Origin of the sequence: Sphingobacterium spiritivorum, from assembly GCF_016724845.1 — a bacterium.
Classification (GTDB): domain Bacteria; phylum Bacteroidota; class Bacteroidia; order Sphingobacteriales; family Sphingobacteriaceae; genus Sphingobacterium; species Sphingobacterium spiritivorum_A.
Window position 1 is genome coordinate 599,953 of sequence record NZ_CP068082.1, and the last position, 17,844, is coordinate 617,796.

Annotated in this window: 16 protein-coding genes; 6 read left to right on the plus strand and 10 right to left on the minus strand. The window is 39.4% G+C overall.

The window, feature by feature from the left end:
- Positions 1-16 precede the first annotated feature (16 nt).
- The 8 genes from eno to I6J03_RS02455 all read right to left on the minus strand — a co-directional run bounded on the left by eno (position 17) and on the right by I6J03_RS02455 (position 9,318).
- Positions 17-1,318, minus strand: a complete 1,302-nt coding sequence (gene eno / locus I6J03_RS02420; RefSeq protein WP_003010667.1) for a phosphopyruvate hydratase — start codon at positions 1,316-1,318, stop codon at positions 17-19.
- A gap of 315 nt (positions 1,319-1,633) precedes the next feature.
- On the minus strand, positions 1,634-2,734 hold the full coding sequence (carA, locus tag I6J03_RS02425) for a glutamine-hydrolyzing carbamoyl-phosphate synthase small subunit (protein WP_002993727.1): 1,101 nt from the start codon (positions 2,732-2,734) through the stop codon (positions 1,634-1,636).
- Between the two features lie 245 nt (positions 2,735-2,979).
- Entirely contained in the window at positions 2,980-3,180 is a 201-nt protein-coding gene (locus I6J03_RS02430; protein WP_002993725.1) for a YwbE family protein, read from the minus strand.
- 72 nt (positions 3,181-3,252) lie between these two features.
- Positions 3,253-4,578 carry an RIP metalloprotease RseP gene (gene rseP, locus I6J03_RS02435; protein WP_003010663.1) on the minus strand — a complete coding sequence of 442 codons (1,326 nt, stop codon included), beginning with the start codon at positions 4,576-4,578 and terminating at the stop codon, positions 3,253-3,255.
- A gap of 28 nt (positions 4,579-4,606) precedes the next feature.
- Positions 4,607-5,758 carry a 1-deoxy-D-xylulose-5-phosphate reductoisomerase gene (locus I6J03_RS02440; RefSeq protein ID WP_003010662.1) on the minus strand — a complete coding sequence of 384 codons (1,152 nt, stop codon included), beginning with the start codon at positions 5,756-5,758 and terminating at the stop codon, positions 4,607-4,609.
- Positions 5,759-5,773: 15 nt separating this feature from the next.
- Positions 5,774-6,559 (minus strand): hypothetical protein, encoded by a 786-nt coding sequence (locus I6J03_RS02445; RefSeq protein ID WP_003010661.1) that lies wholly within the window; start codon positions 6,557-6,559, stop codon positions 5,774-5,776.
- 163 nt (positions 6,560-6,722) lie between these two features.
- Positions 6,723-8,846 (minus strand): S9 family peptidase, encoded by a 2,124-nt coding sequence (locus tag I6J03_RS02450; protein ID WP_003010660.1) that lies wholly within the window; start codon positions 8,844-8,846, stop codon positions 6,723-6,725.
- 133 nt (positions 8,847-8,979) lie between these two features.
- Positions 8,980-9,318: a DUF3276 family protein gene (locus I6J03_RS02455; protein WP_002993713.1), complete on the minus strand. Its 339-nt coding sequence runs from the start codon at positions 9,316-9,318 to the stop codon at positions 8,980-8,982.
- 271 nt (positions 9,319-9,589) lie between these two features.
- Between I6J03_RS02455 and I6J03_RS02460 the strand changes: the two genes are divergently transcribed.
- The 4 genes from I6J03_RS02460 to I6J03_RS02475 are packed head-to-tail and all read left to right on the plus strand — an operon-like array spanning position 9,590 to position 13,745.
- Entirely contained in the window at positions 9,590-10,474 is an 885-nt protein-coding gene (locus I6J03_RS02460; protein ID WP_232279809.1) for a LiaF transmembrane domain-containing protein, read from the plus strand.
- Positions 10,475-10,485: 11 nt separating this feature from the next.
- Positions 10,486-11,529 carry a sensor histidine kinase gene (locus I6J03_RS02465; RefSeq protein WP_003010659.1) on the plus strand — a complete coding sequence of 348 codons (1,044 nt, stop codon included), beginning with the start codon at positions 10,486-10,488 and terminating at the stop codon, positions 11,527-11,529.
- Positions 11,522-12,265 (plus strand): LytR/AlgR family response regulator transcription factor, encoded by a 744-nt coding sequence (locus tag I6J03_RS02470; RefSeq protein WP_002993707.1) that lies wholly within the window; start codon positions 11,522-11,524, stop codon positions 12,263-12,265. Before I6J03_RS02465 ends, I6J03_RS02470 begins: the two co-directional genes overlap by 8 nt.
- Before the next feature lie 28 nt (positions 12,266-12,293).
- A complete protein-coding gene (locus I6J03_RS02475) occupies positions 12,294-13,745 on the plus strand; it encodes a serine hydrolase (protein ID WP_201694133.1) in 1,452 nt (483 codons plus the stop codon).
- 61 nt (positions 13,746-13,806) lie between these two features.
- Here the strand turns inward: I6J03_RS02475 and I6J03_RS02480 are convergent, their stop codons facing one another.
- Together I6J03_RS02480 and I6J03_RS02485 are read right to left on the minus strand one after the other, a co-directional pair.
- The gene (locus I6J03_RS02480; RefSeq protein WP_003010656.1) at positions 13,807-14,289 is read right to left on the minus strand and encodes a peroxiredoxin family protein; all 483 of its coding nucleotides are present in this window, start codon (positions 14,287-14,289) and stop codon (positions 13,807-13,809) included.
- 10 nt (positions 14,290-14,299) lie between these two features.
- A complete protein-coding gene (locus tag I6J03_RS02485; protein ID WP_003010653.1) occupies positions 14,300-15,430 on the minus strand; it encodes a glycoside hydrolase family protein in 1,131 nt (376 codons plus the stop codon).
- Between the two features lie 182 nt (positions 15,431-15,612).
- Between I6J03_RS02485 and purN the strand changes: the two genes are divergently transcribed.
- Positions 15,613-16,188: a phosphoribosylglycinamide formyltransferase gene (gene purN / locus I6J03_RS02490; RefSeq protein WP_002993695.1), complete on the plus strand. Its 576-nt coding sequence runs from the start codon at positions 15,613-15,615 to the stop codon at positions 16,186-16,188.
- Between the two features lie 71 nt (positions 16,189-16,259).
- Complete coding sequence (purH, locus tag I6J03_RS02495; RefSeq protein WP_003010652.1) at positions 16,260-17,786, plus strand: bifunctional phosphoribosylaminoimidazolecarboxamide formyltransferase/IMP cyclohydrolase; 1,527 nt, start codon at positions 16,260-16,262, stop codon at positions 17,784-17,786.
- Positions 17,787-17,844: the final 58 nt, after the last annotated feature.

Consider the following 17,844-nt stretch of genomic DNA (forward strand, 5'->3'; position numbering starts at 1 on the left):
ACATTGCTGTTAATGCTTATTTTTTCTTAATTGCGTATTTGAAATCTTTACCGATGAAACGGGCATTTGCACCCAATTCTTCTTCTATACGCAACAATTGATTGTATTTAGCGATCCTGTCAGAACGTGAAGCTGAACCTGTTTTAATCTGGCCACAATTTAACGCAACTGCTAAATCTGCAATAGTTGTATCTTCAGTTTCTCCTGAACGATGAGACATTACAGAAGTATATCCGCTGGTCTGAGCAAGAGATACAGCATTAATAGTCTCTGTTAATGATCCGATCTGGTTTACTTTTACAAGAATAGAATTACCAGTATGCTGATCGATACCTTGTTGAAGGCGTTTCGTATTGGTTACGAACAAATCATCACCAACCAACTGAACACGGTCACCGATTTTATCTGTTAATAATTTCCATCCTTTCCAGTCATCTTCCGCCATACCATCTTCAATAGAGATAATAGGGTATTTTTCTGTTAATTCAGCAAGGTAATCTACCTGTTGTTCGATAGTACGGACAGCACCTTTAGCACCTTCAAATTTTGTATAATCGTATTTGTTACTTTTGAAGAACTCAGAAGAAGCACAGTCTAAAGCCAGACAAATATCTTTACCTGGTTTGTAGCCAGCAGCAGAGATAGCTTTCAATACCGTCTCGATAGCATCTTCAGTCCCTTCAAAAGTAGGTGCAAAACCACCTTCATCACCTACAGCAGTAGATAATCCTCTGTCATGAAGAATTTTCTTCAGATTGTGGAATACCTCAGTTCCCCAACGCAAAGCTTCAGAGAATGAAGGTGCACCAACCGGCATAATCATAAATTCCTGAAAAGCGATAGGAGCATCAGAGTGAGAACCACCATTGATGATATTCATCATCGGGATAGGTAACGTATTCGCATTAACACCACCTACGTAACGGTAAAGTGGTTGTCCGCTTTCCTGTGCAGCAGCTTTAGCTACAGCCAAAGAAACGCCAAGGATAGCATTAGCTCCCAGTTTACCTTTATTCTCGGTTCCGTCAAGATCTATCATTAATTTGTCGATTGCATTCTGCTCGAATACATCCACACCTTCCAATGCTTTCGCAATCTTAGTGTTTACGTTTTCAACAGCTTTAAGAACACCTTTACCTAAGTATTTTTTCTTATCGCCATCACGCAATTCTACAGCTTCATGCGCACCGGTAGAAGCACCCGAAGGTACAGCAGCACGACCAGTAAAACCATTTTGTGTAGTTACATCTACTTCAATTGTAGGATTTCCGCGCGAATCCAAAATCTGACGCGCTCTAACATCAATAATTAAACTCATTGTTATTTTTTTCTGGTTGTATGATTATCTTCAAATAAACAGCACTAAGTGTATAAAGTACACTTTTTACGCTTTCACATTTATATACAACCAAATATAACTAAAATATGCTTCTTAGAAAATTATTTAGGAGAGTTTTAAATAAAAAAAGCAAGACAGGAGGGCTGTCTTGCTAAACATTGATTACCATTCAAATCATAAACCTAATATGATTGTATACTACAAACGGAACTGAACAGCCCTACGCTACATTCCTGTACACAAAAAAGGGTTGAATATTTTCAATTCAACCCTTTCTGACTGTTACCCAGTATTTTATTTTTTAATCAAAGCGACGAAATCGTCAAATAAATATCTTGAATCGTGAGGACCCGGAGATGACTCAGGGTGATACTGCACCGAAAATGCTTTCTTACCTTTGACACGGATACCTTCTATAGAACCGTCATTCAGGTTGACATGCGTTATCTCCACCTGTTCTGATTTTTCAATATCTTCAGCCACCACACCAAAACCATGGTTCTGGGATGTAATCTCACATCTGTTTGCAATAATATTTTTGACAGGGTGATTAATACCTCTGTGGCCATTGTGCATTTTGCTGGTCCGGATACCATTTGCTAAAGCCAATATCTGATGTCCTAAACAAATTCCGAACATAGGTTTTTCAGCAGCAATGATTTCTTTAACCGTATCAATCGCATAAGGCATTGCAGACGGATCGCCCGGGCCGTTGGAGATAAAGTAACCATCAGCTCCCCATGCTTCCATTTCAGCAAATGTTGTTTTTGCAGGAAAAACCTTCGCATACACCTGACGTGCGTCAAAGTTTCTCAAAATATTACGTTTAATACCCAGATCCAGCACAGCGATACGTGTCGAAGCATCTTCATCCCCATAGAAATAAGGTTCTTTGGTCGAAACTTTTGAAGACAACTCCAGACCGTCCATTGAAGGAACCTGTGCCAGTTGTGCTTTCAAAGACTCTATATCCAGATTTTCTGAAGATATAATCGCATTCATTGCACCTTTGCTGCGAATATGACGGACTAATGAACGCGTATCGATATCTGAAATACCCACCAGATTCTCCTCCTCAAAGTAGTTCTGGATGGATGTATCGGCCATCTTGCGACTATAGTTGATATTATAGTTCTTACACACCAATCCTGCGATTTGGATTTGATTAGATTCAGATTCTTCATTGGCAATACCGTAATTCCCGATATGAGCATTGGTCGTTACCATAATCTGTCCAAAATAAGAAGGATCGGTAAAAATCTCCTGATAACCAGTAGTGCCGGTATTGAAACAGATCTCTCCTGTAGTTGTTCCAATTTTCCCAGCAGCTTTACCATGATACACGGTACCGTCTTCTAAAACTAAAATTGCAGGCAATTTGCTGTAGTTGGTCATTATTAACGTTTATTATTTTTTTATGTTTAAGCTTCTCTTTCTTCTCATCAATCAAGGGCACAAAAAAAGCCCTCAACGGGCTAAATAGCAATTAATCGACATATTGATCAATGAATACACTGATAAATTTTGCGCTCACCTTGAAAAGATTTACTTCAATTTTCACGAGGGACAAAGGTACATATTATTCATTAAAATAGTATAATTATTTTAAGAAGTTTTCAACACTTTTATTCCGGCGCACGCTAATCTTCATCTATAATCTCAGCCACACGACCTACCTGACCATCTGTAAGACGCACTTTGATGCCTCTGGAATGGTATGATGAAGATGTCAGGATATCCTTTACTATCCCCTCTGTTAATGCGCCCGTACGTTGATCTTTTTTCAAAATAATATTTACCAGTATTCCTGGTTTTATATCTGCTCTGTTCGTTCCGTCCATACTTTATCTATTTTAAACAAAAACAAGAAGGTCCTTCAAATGAAAGACCTTCTGCTTATCTATTAAAAATCCTTATTTAAAGAGTTTGAAAATATCATTTCCAAACACAAATATCATTAATGCTAACAGGATAAAGAACCCTACCATTTGCGCTTTTTCAAGGAATTTTTCGCTCAAAGGTTTACCCTGAATCATTTCAACAAGTAAAAAGATCACATGTCCCCCGTCCAGTGCAGGAATAGGAAGTAAATTCATAAAGGCTAATGCCATGGACAGCATCCCTACAAGACTCCAGAAACGAACCCAATCGACTTCTGTTCCAAATAGCGTAGCGATACCCACAGGACCTGAAAGCGCCTTATCTGCTCTGATTTCTCCTCTGAAAATCTTACCGAATCCTTTTATATTATCTGTGATAACTGAAAAAGCCTGCTTCGCTCCTACCGGAAATGCTTCCGCCAGACTATATTCTGTGATGACCAATGGAAGAGAGTAATCGTAGTTACGGTTGAATCCTAAAGTCCCGTCTTTATCAACCTGTCCTTTCACTGTGATCGTCTGTCCCTTTCTTACTAAAGTCAACATGACAGGCTTACCTGCATCTTTTTCCAAAATGGACTTAAACTCATCGAAGAAACGAACAGATACTTCATTTACAGCAATAATACTATCTCCTTTTACCAATCCCATCCTGGCCGCTTCCGAACCTTTTACCACATTATCTACAGCAGTCATCCTGGTACGGATCTGCACAAATTCATTGGCTTTATGATCCGCCACAGCATTCAGAATATCCGCAGGAACATGAATTTCTTTAGTCTCTCCATTACGTTCAATTGTCAGATTGGTATTACCCATCAGCACCTTTGAGCTAAGAAGTTCTTTGAAGAAACCTACCTTCTGACCATCTATTGCAACAATACGGTCTCCGGTCTGTATACCGATCTGCTTACCGATAATACCGGGTACCACCCCATTCACAAGCTTTTGGTTATCGAAATTAGATTCTCCCTGACTGAATGCCAGCATCCAGTATACCACTACCCCTACAACAATATTTACGATAATACCGCCAAGCATTACAATAAGACGCTGCCAGGCTGGTTTTGAACGAAATTCCCAGGGTTGAGGCTCACCTTTCAGCTGCTCCGTATCCATGGACTCATCGATCATACCGGCAATCTTCACGTATCCTCCAAGAGGTAACCATCCAATACCGTACTCACAACCTTTATAATTGAATTTGAACAATTTGACACCCCAGGCATCAAAAAACAAATAAAATTTTTCTACTTTAATACCGAATGCACGTGCTGCTAAAAAATGTCCCAATTCGTGCAATACAATCAAAATCGACAGGCCTAAAACGACCTGTCCAACCATTATTAAAACTCCCATTTAACTTTTTAATCTTTTACATTAATTCTTAAATCAACTCCTGAGCAATCCTTCTGCTCTCCTGATCGGCATATAAATAGTCTTCCAATGTAGGAGTTGCTACATGCTGCACACGTTCCAGTGTTTTTTCTATTACTTCACTCATACCCAAAAATGACACTTTTTCTTTCAGAAAAGCATCTACCACAATCTCATTGGCAGCATTCATGATACAAGCACTATTCCCACCCTGACGCAGTGCTTCATAAGCAATCGCCAAATTACGAAATGTTTTTGTATCGGCAGGTTCAAATGTAAGACTTGCAAAATTAGCAAAATCAAATCGTTCAAACGTATTCTCCCATCGGTACGGATAAGTCAGCGCATATTGAATAGGCAACTTCATATCCGGCAATCCCATCTGCGCTTTCATAGAACCGTCTCTGAACTGCACCAGTGAATGGATAACAGATTGCGGGTGTACAATCACATCTACCTGATTTACATCAAGATCAAACAGCCATTTTGCCTCTATTACCTCCAGTCCCTTATTCATAAGAGAAGCCGAATCAATGGTAATCTTGGCGCCCATTGACCAGTTTGGATGCTTCAATGCCTGCTGCTTTGTGACGGAAGACAGGAAATCCAGATCTTTACCTCTGAAAGGTCCTCCGGAAGCGGTCAGATATATTTTTTCAATCGGATTGGCTTCTTCACCTGTAAGGCACTGAAAAATCGCAGAATGCTCCGAATCCACAGGCAGCATACGCACCTGATGCTTACGGGCAAGTCCCATGACCAACTCTCCTGCCACCACCAGCGTCTCCTTATTGGCCAGAGCAATATCTTTTCCACTCTGGATGGCACGCACAGTAGACCGAAGTCCTGCAGAACCGACAATTGCATTCAATACGATATCGATATCCTCATATTGCACAACCTCTTCCAACGCAGCCTCTCCTGACCTGACGGCTATAGGATGCCCGGCAAGAGCCTCCTTCACACGAAGATACTGACTGTCATCTACAATAACGACAGCACGGGGTTGAAACTGAAGGGCTTGCTTGATAAGTAAATCCGCATTTGATCCTGCGGTAAGGACGGATACCTTTAATCGTTCGGGAAAAGATTCGACCACATCTAATGCCTGTGTGCCCACACTACCTGTCGAACCCAGTACCGCTATTGTTTTATACTCCAAGTGTTGTTAAATTTCTTAAATAATATTCTTTAAAATCTCCGGATTCTCTCCGCCTGCATAGGCAGTCATCATATTCCTGTAGGCAACCGTAATCACAATACTCGATAAAGGTACAACCAGGAACGAATTGATGATGCTTAAAAATATGGAAAAAAAAGTATATCCTGCAAAATTGAAATAAACCTGCAGAATATGGAGCATAGCAAAACAAAATAGAATCAGCAATAATTTAGTGACATTGCCCTTTGTCAACGCAAAGCTCAAGCGGATAGCCCGGAATGAACTCGCATGCTTGTCCATAATAAAGAACGGATAAAAAGCTACCCGGATAATAAACAGGAAGGTAAGTATAGCTGAAACAATCAGAGATACACTGGCCATAGTGCTGACTTCTTTTTTGATATAGATTAAGGGCCAGCAAACCACAGAAATAATGAGCAGAATAACCATAGACACACCCAATATGATCAGCATAGCCGTAAAAAAGTAAAGAAGCTCTTTTGTGCTCGGAATAGACACGGACAATTTAGCGCCATCCTCTTTATCAATAATCTCCATGATGTATTTAAACAGGGTAAGGTTCACCCCGAAATAAAAAATCATAAAAACCAAAGCCATGAAACCACTTAAAAAAATATTGAACTCACTCATATAACTGGCCAGCATACTGGACAAGTTGGAAGTGACAAACAGTAAAAAACATAGTCCTGCCACAGAAAAATAATGATTTTTCAGGATGTTTACAGATTTTGCAAACACCTCATTTACAGCAAACGTGCTTTCCTTTAAGTATTGTATCATGGAACTCATAGAATTACCGCAAAGATGTGATTTATTTTCGTGTGCATCAACTCCTTCCGTCCGTTTTTACCCAAAAAAAACAGTTTTTAACAATAATAAACGAAAAGAGGTTTTAACTGACAAGCAGCAAAACCTCTTTTCTATATTGAAGCGTAAAAAAAACCTATTTAAAATCCTGAGGAACAGGCTTCTCCAGCAGATACTGATAATAAAAACGAACACGCTCATTAAAATCATATTTACGTTTGGATGCTTCAAAACCATGCCGGCTTCCAGGATAGATCATCAGTTCAAATGCTTTATCTCTGTCTGTAAGTTTGTCCACCAGCTGAATCGTGTTCTGCAGATGCACATTATCATCCAAATCACCATGCATGATACGCAGACCACCTTTATATTTATCAGTGTAAGTCAGGACAGATCCGCTCTTATACCCTTCCGGATTATCCTGAGGAGTATCCATCCAGCGCTCGGTATAATGTGTATCGTATAATTCCCAACTGGTCACAGGAGCGCCAGCTATTCCGTAATCAAAATAATCTGATCCTTTAGTCAGTGCCATACATGTCATATATCCCCCATAACTATGTCCTGTGATCAGCAACTTATCTTTTTTGACCCAGGGTTTTGCCTTCAGCCATTTCGCTACTGTGCTATAATCTATCATTTCCCAATGTCCCAGGTTTCTGTGCATAAGTGCCACTCCCTGTTTACCAAAATGACCGGAAGCCCGGTGATCCGCAGCGATTTGGATAATACCTTCATTAGCCCAATACTGGTTTGAAGTCCCTTTCCAGGTATTTTTGACAGTTCCGGCATCCGGCCCTCCGTAGATACTCATCACGACAGGATAAGATTTTGACTCGTCGAAATCAGTAGGATAAGTAATAATAACCGGAAGTTGATATTTGCCGTCATCCGAAGGTATAGTCAGGTACTCTGTCTTACCGATTTTATAGTCTGCAAAACTTTCACTTTTACTGTCTGCCAGTTCCCGGATCAATTTCCCGTCCGTACGCAATAAAGCTACTTTATTGGGTGTATTGATATTGGAATAATTAGTTATAAAATATTTAGCGTCAGGAGATACAGACACATTGTGTGTATAGTTCCCAAAAGTAAGTCTTTTAAAGTTTTTGCCTGAAAAATCTACCCGGTATAGATCTACTGTTGCTGAATTTTCTTTTCGTGCATTCACATACAGAACCTTTGCTTTCTCATCAATGTGTGCAATAGAAGTCACCTGCCAGTCTCCTGAAGTAATAGCATTAATCAACTTACCATCTAATGTATACAGGTAATAATGCGCCCAGCCCGTCTTGTCTGATTTTAGAATATAATGCTTATTGTCCGATAAATAGGTAATGCGCTCATCGTGATCCAGATTGATCCAGGAAGACTGTTTCTCATCATAGATTTCTTTCTTCGCTCCTGTCTGCGGATTAACCTGATAGAATTTTAAATTATTCTGCTCGCGGTTCATCCACTGCACCATAATATTCTCACTGTTAAATGCCCAGTAAGGCTGGCCAAAATACTGATCGTCCTGCTCATTAAAATCTGCCCATACCACAGCACCTCCGTCGGTATTTACAACACCGACCTTTACCAAAGGATTTTTATCTCCGGCTTTCGGGTAGCGTGTCTTTTCCAGATACCCATGCTGCCCTTTTGAAACATAGATAGGAAACATAGGCACCTCAGTATCATCAAACCGCATAAACGCCAGTTTTTTACTGTCCGGCGACCACCAGAAGGCTTTATAATTTGTAGATCTGCCCAATATTTCCTCATAATACACCCACGAAGAATAACCGTTATAGATCACATCCGTACCGTCTGTAGTATACTGAATCTCCTTACCGGATGACACCTGTACAGCAAACAGATTGCTTGCTCTGGTGAAAGCGACATAATTCCCGTCCGGAGACAAAGTTGGGTTTTGTTCCTCTACATCCGGTGAATTCGTAAGTTTTCTGACGGTACCGTCCGCAAAACGAATCTGCACATCTTTTTCTTTTACTTCTACTGTAGTACCTGATTTTGTCGGAACAGTATAGCTTTTTCGTTCTCCCGTACTGACATCTACCTGAAACATTTGTTTATCTCTGGGATTACCTTCCAGATAATGTGTACCGTCCGCCCATCCGGAAAAGGATGTGATCGGTTTGGTAACAGAAGGTTGTCTTCCCCATGACTGTTCAAAATTCAGACGCTTTGTCTGTGCATCACTGTGCTGATAGAACAGTACAAACAAGCCGAAAAAACCGGCAGCATATTTATTCATATTAAGTTTGAAGTTATTTTTTAAGTTCTTCGAAAATAAGCATATTACATCTGCTTTTCAGCAAACAGATGTAACATCTTTATAAAAAAAGCCACTATGGGAATAGTGGCTCTTATTCTAGGCTAGACACACCTTAGAATGAAAAGTCGTCTCTCTGAGCAATTTTGCTACCCTCAGCATAACCTGCATCTTCAAAATTAGGCTCGTAACGTTTCTCAACAACATCCTGATTCGACTTGATGTATTCCACAACATCTTTTAATCCTTCAGCAAATTTTTCAAAATCCTCTTTATACAAGAAAATCTTGTGTTTGATAAACTGTCCGTCTTCAAAACGTTTTTTACTTTCTGTGATGGTAATGTAATAATCGTCTGAACGAGTTGCCTTTACATCAAAAAAATAAGTACGTTTTCCAGCTCTCACTTTTTTTGAAAATACCTCTTCGCGCTCTTTGTTTTCAAAATCTCCCATTATTAACTATTTAAGTTTAAGTTCCATTTTCCGTCATAAATATATAATAATTATATTCTTTTCTCCAAATTTTAATAATAAAAAACATATTATTTTTCTCAAAATAGGAAAATATTCCTTTTTTTATGGCAAATAATGGCTGGAAAACATTTTACCGATAAAAAAGCGATATTCACCGACTTTTTGATTCAGATAACCTAAATAGTGTTTTGCTCTCCTTATATTAGCTCTACATTTGAACTATCAAAAACATAGTAAAACAAATAAAACAATGAAAACGACAAATAATAACTCGACGCCTCCTAATATCCCGCGCATGCCGAACGACAACCGTAATACAATAGGAGCAATCATTATTATAACAGGATTAGCATTACTATTAAAAAACCTTAACATCGGAGATCTGTTTCCAGACTGGTTGTTTAGCTGGCCAATGATATTGGTGGTAGTTGGTCTTATTATAGGTGTCAATTCTAAATTCGAACGCAAAGCTTCTATTATCCTGTTGATCATAGGTGGACTTTTTCTCTTCAGAGAAATTACAGACCTTTCTTTCGGCAGAGTAATACTTCCTCTGGGTATCATTATACTTGGATACTACCTGATCTCTAAAAAGAACACAAACTACATACCTCCAGTGCCGCCGGTACCACCAGGTCAGGATGATTTTGACTGGGACAAACGAGTGGTTAATTCCTCTGAAGAAACAGCTGCAGATGGTTCTTCAGAAAACAAAGCAGAAAATACAGATCCTAATTTTCAATCCTCGTACCAAAGTACGGGGAAATCTTCTTATGACAGGTTCAATCCGCAATCTGAAGATATCCTGAATGTAAATTCGGCATTCAGTTCAATGAAAAAACTGGTATTATCCAAAAAGTTTCTCGGAGGACGTGTTTCCAACTTATTCGGTTCTGTAGAAATCAATTTGTTACAGGCGGATCTGCAACAACCGGTAGCTATTGAGGTATTCCAGTTATTCGGAAGTACACAAATTATCCTTCCTAGTCACTGGCAGGCATCTTCCAACATTTCCTCTTTATTGGGTGATGTGGATGACCGCAGATTTCCATCAGGCATAGGTCTTGACCCTAACAAGAAAATATACATTACCGGAAGTACAATATTTGGTGGTATCACACTTAAAAACGCATAATACAGACGACAATGCTATTTTTTAAGTTACCTGCAAATAAAAATTACCTGATCCATGTCTCGGCATGGACAATCTGTATTTTATACTTTTTGGTAGTATTTGGTCTGTTGATATGGAGCGGCACAACCAAAGAAATCGCACTGTATGACGCTGGGATTAATGCATTAAGCATCACGCTGTGTTGTTACATTCTATCCAGTACCATTAATTTTTTCCTGCCGCGCAAAGGTCAGATGCTTCGCTTATCCGCGATCGGTCTTATTGTCGTAGCCCTGGGATTGTATGTGAGCCGTATTATTCTGCTGCAGATCTTCTCCTTGATAGACATCAGTTATTTTGATTTCAGTATCCCTTATCGGGTTATTCTCAACTTTCTGGTTTTGTTCTGCATTGCTATTTTGCAAATCGTATGGAATATTCAGGAAGAATATGAAGAAAATAAAAAAAGGAAGGAAGAATCCGAAAAGATGGTCAGAGATGCTGAATTATACAACCTCAGACAACAGTTACAGCCGCATTTTCTGTTCAACAGTCTAAATTCCATTATAGCACTGATCGGTATTAAACCCGAAAAAGCTCGTGAAATGACTTTTCAGCTTTCCGACTTTCTGAGAGGAACAATGAGAAAGGATAATCTCAGTCTGATCTCACTGAAAGATGAGCTGTCTCATCTGCAGCTGTATCTGGATATTGAAAAAGTACGCTTTGGACATCGTCTGAATACAGAAGTTCATTTCCCGGAAGAACTGGCTGAAACCAAGCTGCCCACTATGATTATTCAGCCTTTGCTCGAAAATGCCATCAAATTCGGGCTCTACAACATTACCGGAGATGTACTTATCAAAGTCGAGGTTTCCTATGCGGACAACCTTCTTTGGATCAGGATCACCAACCCTATTGAAAATGATCAGTATGAAAACACCAAAGGTACAGGCTTCGGATTAAGCAGTGTACAACGCAGACTGTTCCTGATCTTCGGGCGCACGGACCTTTTATTTACTGAAACAAAAGATAAGAGCTTTATATCAACCCTAAAAATACCTCAATATGATTAAGACCATTATTATAGATGACGAACCACTTGCCAGAAGTATTATTTCAGCCTATTTACAACAGCATCCGGACTATACGGTTGTTGCAGAATGTAATGATGGTTTTGAAGGGATAAAAGCGATTCAGCAGCACAGACCAGACCTTATATTTCTGGATATACAGATGCCCAAATTGAATGGTTTTGAATTATTAGAAATTATTGATGAACAGCCACAGGTGATTTTTACAACGGCTTTTGATGAATTTGCAATTAAGGCTTTTGAAAAAAATGCAATAGATTACCTGCTTAAACCGATAAGCCAGTCACGTTTTGACCAGGCAGTCAGCAAATTCAATGCAGCCTTCAAACAGTCAACCCTGGCAGCAACACCTGTTAAGATCAATGAATCTCTGGAAGGAGAAGAACAAAATCTGGAACGTATAGTAGTGAAAAATGGTTCACAGATCAAAATTATTCCGGTACAACAGGTTACTTTCCTGGAAGCCTATGATGACTATGTGAAGATACATACTAAAGAAGGAATGTTCCTGAAAAACAAAACAATGTCTTCTTTTGAAAAACAACTGGATCCGAAAAACTTTGTCCGTGTACATCGCTCTTTCATGATCAGAGTCGATCAGTTGTCAAAAATAGAACCTTTGGAAAAAGAAAATTACATTGCCACACTCATCTCAGGAGATAAAATAAATGTCAGCAAATCAGGCTATGCCAGATTAAAACAATTAATTGGTATGTAGCATTTCATTGCTTAATTTTGTCTCTGAAATGACAAAATATATAATATCCCTGTCTTGTCTGTTGATCGCTTTTTCACTAAAAGCGCAACAGACAAGTTCTCAACAACAGCAAAATAAAGCCGTATTTAATAAAATTGAATTTTTCCTGAATAATCAGCAGGTAGATTCCATTTATAATATGGCAGATGAGAGTTTTCAAAAAGCCATTCCTAAAAGCAGACTGGCGTCCATATTGACACAGCATGTATTCCCGAAAGGACGTATCCGCTCTGCCACATTAGAAAGCTTTGACAGCGGAATAGGTGCTTATCGATTAGACTATGCAGATGGCCCTATGCAGCTTTTACTGGTCATCGACAAGAGCCTTCATTACAACACTTTTCTGATAAAGCCATATCCAAAGGCTGAAAGACAGGAAGAAACAAAAACGGACACGATACTAACCGATAAATCGGTAAAAGAGTCCCCTCTTGATTTTTATGTGGATTCTATTGCGAAAGCCTATCTCAAAAAACCGAACACGGCATCACTTTCTATTGGTGTAATCAAAAATAATCAGGTCAAGACTTATTTTTTCGGTGAAACAACCAAAGGCAATTCAACTTTACCAACTGATATATCCCAGTATGAAATAGGTTCAATATCAAAGGTATTTACAGCGACATTATTAGCGGATTTAGTATTAAAAAATACAATCTCTCTGGATGATGCGGTTACAAAATACCTGCCGGACTCCCTCAAAACCAATACTGATCTTCAGAAAATTACCTTCCGCTCATTAGCCAACCATACTTCAGGTTTGCCTAGATTACCAAGTAATCTGCAAACAGTGAAAGGTTATACCGAATCAGATCCTTATAAAGCCTATGACCGTAAATCACTCTATGCTTATCTCAAAAACTATAAGGCGACACAAGCTCCGGGCGAAAAATTTGAATACAGCAATCTAGGATTTGGATTATTAGGTGACCTGATCAGTGTAATCAGTAAAAAAACATATAATCAACTTATACAAGATATCATTGCCAAACCACTAAGTATGACTGCTACTGCAGATAAGGTGGATCCAAAAAACAATCAGTTGGTCAGTGTTTATAACAGTAAAGGGGAGCAGGTACCTGTCTGGAATTTCAATGCGCTTGCAGGTGCGGGTGCCTTAAAATCTACAGTTACGGATCTGCTTCAATTCGCACGCGCTCAGTTTAAGATGCCGGAGACTGATATTGAAAAAGCTATGGCAGAAACCAAGCAATTCACCTATTTCCTGCCTCCTGACACAGATCTGGGAATGGCATGGCATATCAATATGCTGGAGGGTATCACCTTCTACTGGCATAATGGCGGAACCAACGGAAGCCGTTCTTTTATCGGAATCGCTCCGGACGAAAAATCCGCAGTAGTTGTATTATCCAATTCAGCTGTGGAGACAGATGAATACGCTATGAAAATTTTAGATTATTTGCTGACGCAGAAAAATTAACAACAGTCAGCTGTCAAAAATGATTGGTTTCATGATGTGATGAAACCAATCATTATAAATCTTATTTCAGATAAGTGACCAGTTTCCGGGCATCCTCTTCCCCGTCAAAGTGCCTGATAAGCTTCTTGGTCTTTGCATCATACAAGTAAACAGACGGATACTGTGTAGGATTAAATTTAGGGATAAATTCAATATCCTTGTCATGCAAAAACACTACATTTTTCCTGTTTTTTAATGCCGGAATATACATGTCAATAAAGCCATCCACATAAGGCTTATCATTAATGGTCACAAAATAAATCTGACTTTTCGAAAATTTATCAATGTTTTTAGCGATTCCGGCAGCCATTTTCTGGCAATGTCCGCAGCCCGGATCATAGTAATTGAAGATAATATATCCTGATGAAGGAAGTTTATCCTGCTTGAATGGCTGATTATTCTGTAATAAATAAAAGGTGAAATCCGGTATAGTCACCGGTGCTTTTTGTGCAGCAGCATGGCTTGTAAAATAAACGCTTAGTAAAATAACAATCAGTTTTTTCATTATAAAAAATTTAGTCCTTGTGCATTAAAGATACTATTTCATATGATATTACCCCAGTCTTATTATCCGCTCTGTATAGCCCAAGCTGGATTTCATTGCCGTCTGCTTTGATAGGATACATGGCAGATTTATAGGCTCCGCTCGGAGAAAGTGGGGTATTAATGACTTTAAAATTAATACCATCCTGACTGTATGCAATATACAGCTCATTGCCATAATAATTATTGACCCGACCTACATCTATCAACATAAAATAAAGGCGTCCAACCATAAACGCATCCAGATGCCAGGGATCCATACCCGTGCCCCAGGGACGGTTGATAAATTTACACAGCTGTGTGGTACTGAATTTGCCAAAGGAGTCGATCTGTGCAGAAGTTCGTCTATGAACAAAGGCGTGTGTCTGATTCCCCTGAGGACCAATAGGATGTTTGGCCGAACTGTAGATCACATCGTAGCAGTTATATCTACCGGTATGATCCTGAAAAATTGCCGGAGACAACAGCAGATTTGCGGCATCTACGCCTTCAGAATCGGAAGAGTAGAGCATCCATACTTTAGACCAGCCGGCACCATCCCTGGAAGACCGGTGTACAATTGCACGTTCATGATCACCAAACCGTACACCCAGCTTGCCGTTTGGCATAGCATCCCCTCTATAGAATATATGCATAAGCCCTTTATCATCCAGATACAATTTCGGATCACTCCAGTATGCATGTGAAGGTTTTGCAGGCGGAATATCAATAGGATTACGGATACCTTTAGGTTCTTCCCAGTGTATACCGTCGTTGGAGCAGACTACAGTAGGATTTTCAAAACCGGGGTCAGATTTTGTCTGTCCGAAATAGGGAGACATAGCCATCCAATAGCGGAATCCGTTCCATTTGTTATCCACATACACAACACTGGGATGGCAAAAGCTGTCGTATAGCAGCGGCAATCTTTGTCCGTCGTTCTTTCCCTCTGCTGAAGCTCTTCCGACCGCTGTTACTGCAATTTCAATTGCAGGAGCGACCACTTTGGTACTGCTGACCTGCAGATTGAGGCGGGGCATGTCCATATTCATGATGTATGACCGGAGATTGATTCCGGAAGCTGCAAGCTGCGCCTGAGTTGTCTGTTGGAATGCGCTGCTCATGAAATAGATTGCACAAGAGAGCTTTAGCAGTATTCGTTTCCTCATATGGAATAAATGTTCAATTTAATTGTAAGATTTGGCACCAATTTCTGCATTTAACGCATATCTTACAATAATTTAATGAAAAATTTAAGTATTTTTGGTTAGTTTTAGTTAATGGTTATCAATAAGGAAGAAAGTCTGTGAAAAAACGTATCGCTATTTTTGCTTCAGGATCAGGTTCTAATGCTCAGAAAATAATGGAGCATTTTAAATATTCAGATACAGCTGAGGTCGCTTTGATCTTAAGTAATAATCCCGAGTCATATGTACTGCAACGTGCTGATAACTTTGAGATCCCTTCTCACGTATTTGACAGACATGATTTTTTTCAGACAGATGATATTGTTAAACTACTGAAAAACCTGAATATTGATCTGATTGTACTGGCTGGTTTTCTCTGGCTTGTTCCGGAAAATTTACTGAAAGCTTTTCCGAATAAAATCATCAATATCCACCCGGCTTTGCTCCCTAAATTTGGTGGCAAAGGAATGTACGGCGATCGCGTTCATAAAGCGATACTGGAGGCCAAAGAATCGGAGCACGGGATAACCATTCATTTTGTAAATGAACATTTTGATGAAGGCGAAGTCATTTATCAGGCCAAATTTAAAGTAGAATCCGGCGATACTTTGGAAATTATCAAATTCAAAGGCCAGCAACTGGAACATCTTCACTACCCTAAAGTGATTGAAAATCTGTTAAAAAAGTACAATTGATAATTTACTAAAATACGCCATAGGCTATTCTGTATTATTTTGTATCTTTGCGGCTTCCAAACAAAATAATAATGAGCCATCCTGTAAAGATTAAAAATGCTTTAGTGTCTGTATATTACAAAGACAATTTAGCGCCTCTCATTCAACTGCTGCACAAACATGGTGTGACCTTCTACTCTACCGGAGGTACCGAAGCATTTATCAAAGATTTAGGTATCGGTGTGGTACCTGTAGAAGATCTGACCAGCTACCCTTCTATCTTAGGCGGACGTGTCAAAACGTTACATCCTAAAGTATTCGGAGGTATTCTGGCAAGAAGACCGTTGGAAGATGACCAGAAACAACTGGAACAATATGAAATTCCGGAAATTGATTTGGTTATTGTAGATCTTTATCCGTTTGAAGAAACAGTTGCTTCCGGAGCTCAGGAACAGGATATTATTGAAAAAATTGATATTGGTGGAATTTCATTGATTCGTGCTGCTGCCAAAAACTTCAATGATGTTGTTATTCTGTCTTCTAAAAATGATTATCAGGAACTTGAAAATATATTAGCAGCTCAGGAAGGTAGTACGACACTTGAGCAACGTAAAGAATTTGCAAAACGCGCTTTCAATACATCGTCTCACTACGACACTGCTATTTTTAACTATTTCAATCAGGAGAATCCTCTTGATGTTTTCAAACAGTCTGAACAAACTGCTCAGGTATTGCGTTACGGAGAAAACCCGCATCAGAAAGGTGTTTTCTATGGCAACCTGGATGCTATGTTTGACAAACTAAACGGAAAAGAACTTTCATACAATAATTTGGTAGACGTAGATGCTGCCGTATCGATTATTGATGAATTTGAAGAACCTACCTTTGCGATCCTGAAACATACAAATGCTTGTGGTGTGGCTTCACGTCCTACGGTAAAACAAGCATGGACAGATGCCCTGGCATGTGATCCTGTCTCCGCATTCGGAGGTGTTTTGATCACAAATCGGGAAGTAGATGCTGAAACTGCTACAGAAATTAACAATCTTTTCTTCGAGGTATTAATCGCCCCTTCTTACTCTGAAGAAGCAAAAGCAATCCTGACCGCAAAGAAAAACCGTATTATTCTGGTTCGTAAAGATGTAAAATTGCCTCAGCAACAATTCAAAACATTATTGAACGGAGTAATTCAGCAGGATAAAGACAATACGGTAGAAAATCCGGATCAGATGACTTCTGTTACGAATGTTAAACCTACTGCCGAGCAGTTAGAAGACCTGTATTTTGCCAATAAAATTGTGAAACATACCAAATCCAATACTATTGTTTTTGCAAAAGACGGTCAGCTGTTAGCATCAGGTGTGGGACAGACTTCACGCGTAGATGCCCTGAAGCAAGCTATCGAGAAAGCTAAATCTTTCGGGTTTAACCTTAACGGGTCATCAATGGCTTCAGATGCATTTTTCCCTTTCCCTGACTGCGTGGAACTGGCTGCAGAGGCGGGTATTGCAGCGGTATTACAACCGGGAGGATCGATCAAAGACCAATTGTCTATTGATATGGCAAATGAAAAAGGCCTTGCAATGGTAACAACAGGTGTACGCCACTTCAAACACTAAGAAGACAGGCATTAGCCATATAGCATATTACAATATTAAGGCTGGGTTCTCTACAGAA

Excerpts from the sequence above, each read along its gene's own strand:
- I6J03_RS02470 (WP_002993707.1), top strand. The coding sequence starts at position 11,522 with ATGATTAAGACCATTATTATAGATGACGAACCACTTGCCAGAAGTATT.
- I6J03_RS02460 (WP_232279809.1), top strand. The coding sequence starts at position 9,590 with ATGAAAACGACAAATAATAACTCGACGCCTCCTAATATCCCGCGCATG.
- rseP (WP_003010663.1), bottom strand. The coding sequence starts at position 4,578 with ATGGGAGTTTTAATAATGGTTGGACAGGTCGTTTTAGGCCTGTCGATT.
- I6J03_RS02480 (WP_003010656.1), bottom strand. The coding sequence starts at position 14,289 with ATGAAAAAACTGATTGTTATTTTACTAAGCGTTTATTTTACAAGCCAT.
- I6J03_RS02450 (WP_003010660.1), bottom strand. The coding sequence starts at position 8,846 with ATGAATAAATATGCTGCCGGTTTTTTCGGCTTGTTTGTACTGTTCTAT.
- I6J03_RS02465 (WP_003010659.1), top strand. The coding sequence starts at position 10,486 with ATGCTATTTTTTAAGTTACCTGCAAATAAAAATTACCTGATCCATGTC.
- I6J03_RS02430 (WP_002993725.1), bottom strand. The coding sequence starts at position 3,180 with ATGGACGGAACGAACAGAGCAGATATAAAACCAGGAATACTGGTAAAT.
- I6J03_RS02485 (WP_003010653.1), bottom strand. The coding sequence starts at position 15,430 with ATGAGCAGCGCATTCCAACAGACAACTCAGGCGCAGCTTGCAGCTTCC.
- I6J03_RS02455 (WP_002993713.1), bottom strand. The coding sequence starts at position 9,318 with ATGGGAGATTTTGAAAACAAAGAGCGCGAAGAGGTATTTTCAAAAAAA.
- carA (WP_002993727.1), bottom strand. The coding sequence starts at position 2,734 with ATGACCAACTACAGCAAATTGCCTGCAATTTTAGTTTTAGAAGACGGT.
- I6J03_RS02445 (WP_003010661.1), bottom strand. The coding sequence starts at position 6,559 with ATGATACAATACTTAAAGGAAAGCACGTTTGCTGTAAATGAGGTGTTT.
- purH (WP_003010652.1), top strand. The coding sequence starts at position 16,260 with ATGAGCCATCCTGTAAAGATTAAAAATGCTTTAGTGTCTGTATATTAC.
- eno (WP_003010667.1), bottom strand. The coding sequence starts at position 1,318 with ATGAGTTTAATTATTGATGTTAGAGCGCGTCAGATTTTGGATTCGCGC.
- I6J03_RS02475 (WP_201694133.1), top strand. The coding sequence starts at position 12,294 with ATGACAAAATATATAATATCCCTGTCTTGTCTGTTGATCGCTTTTTCA.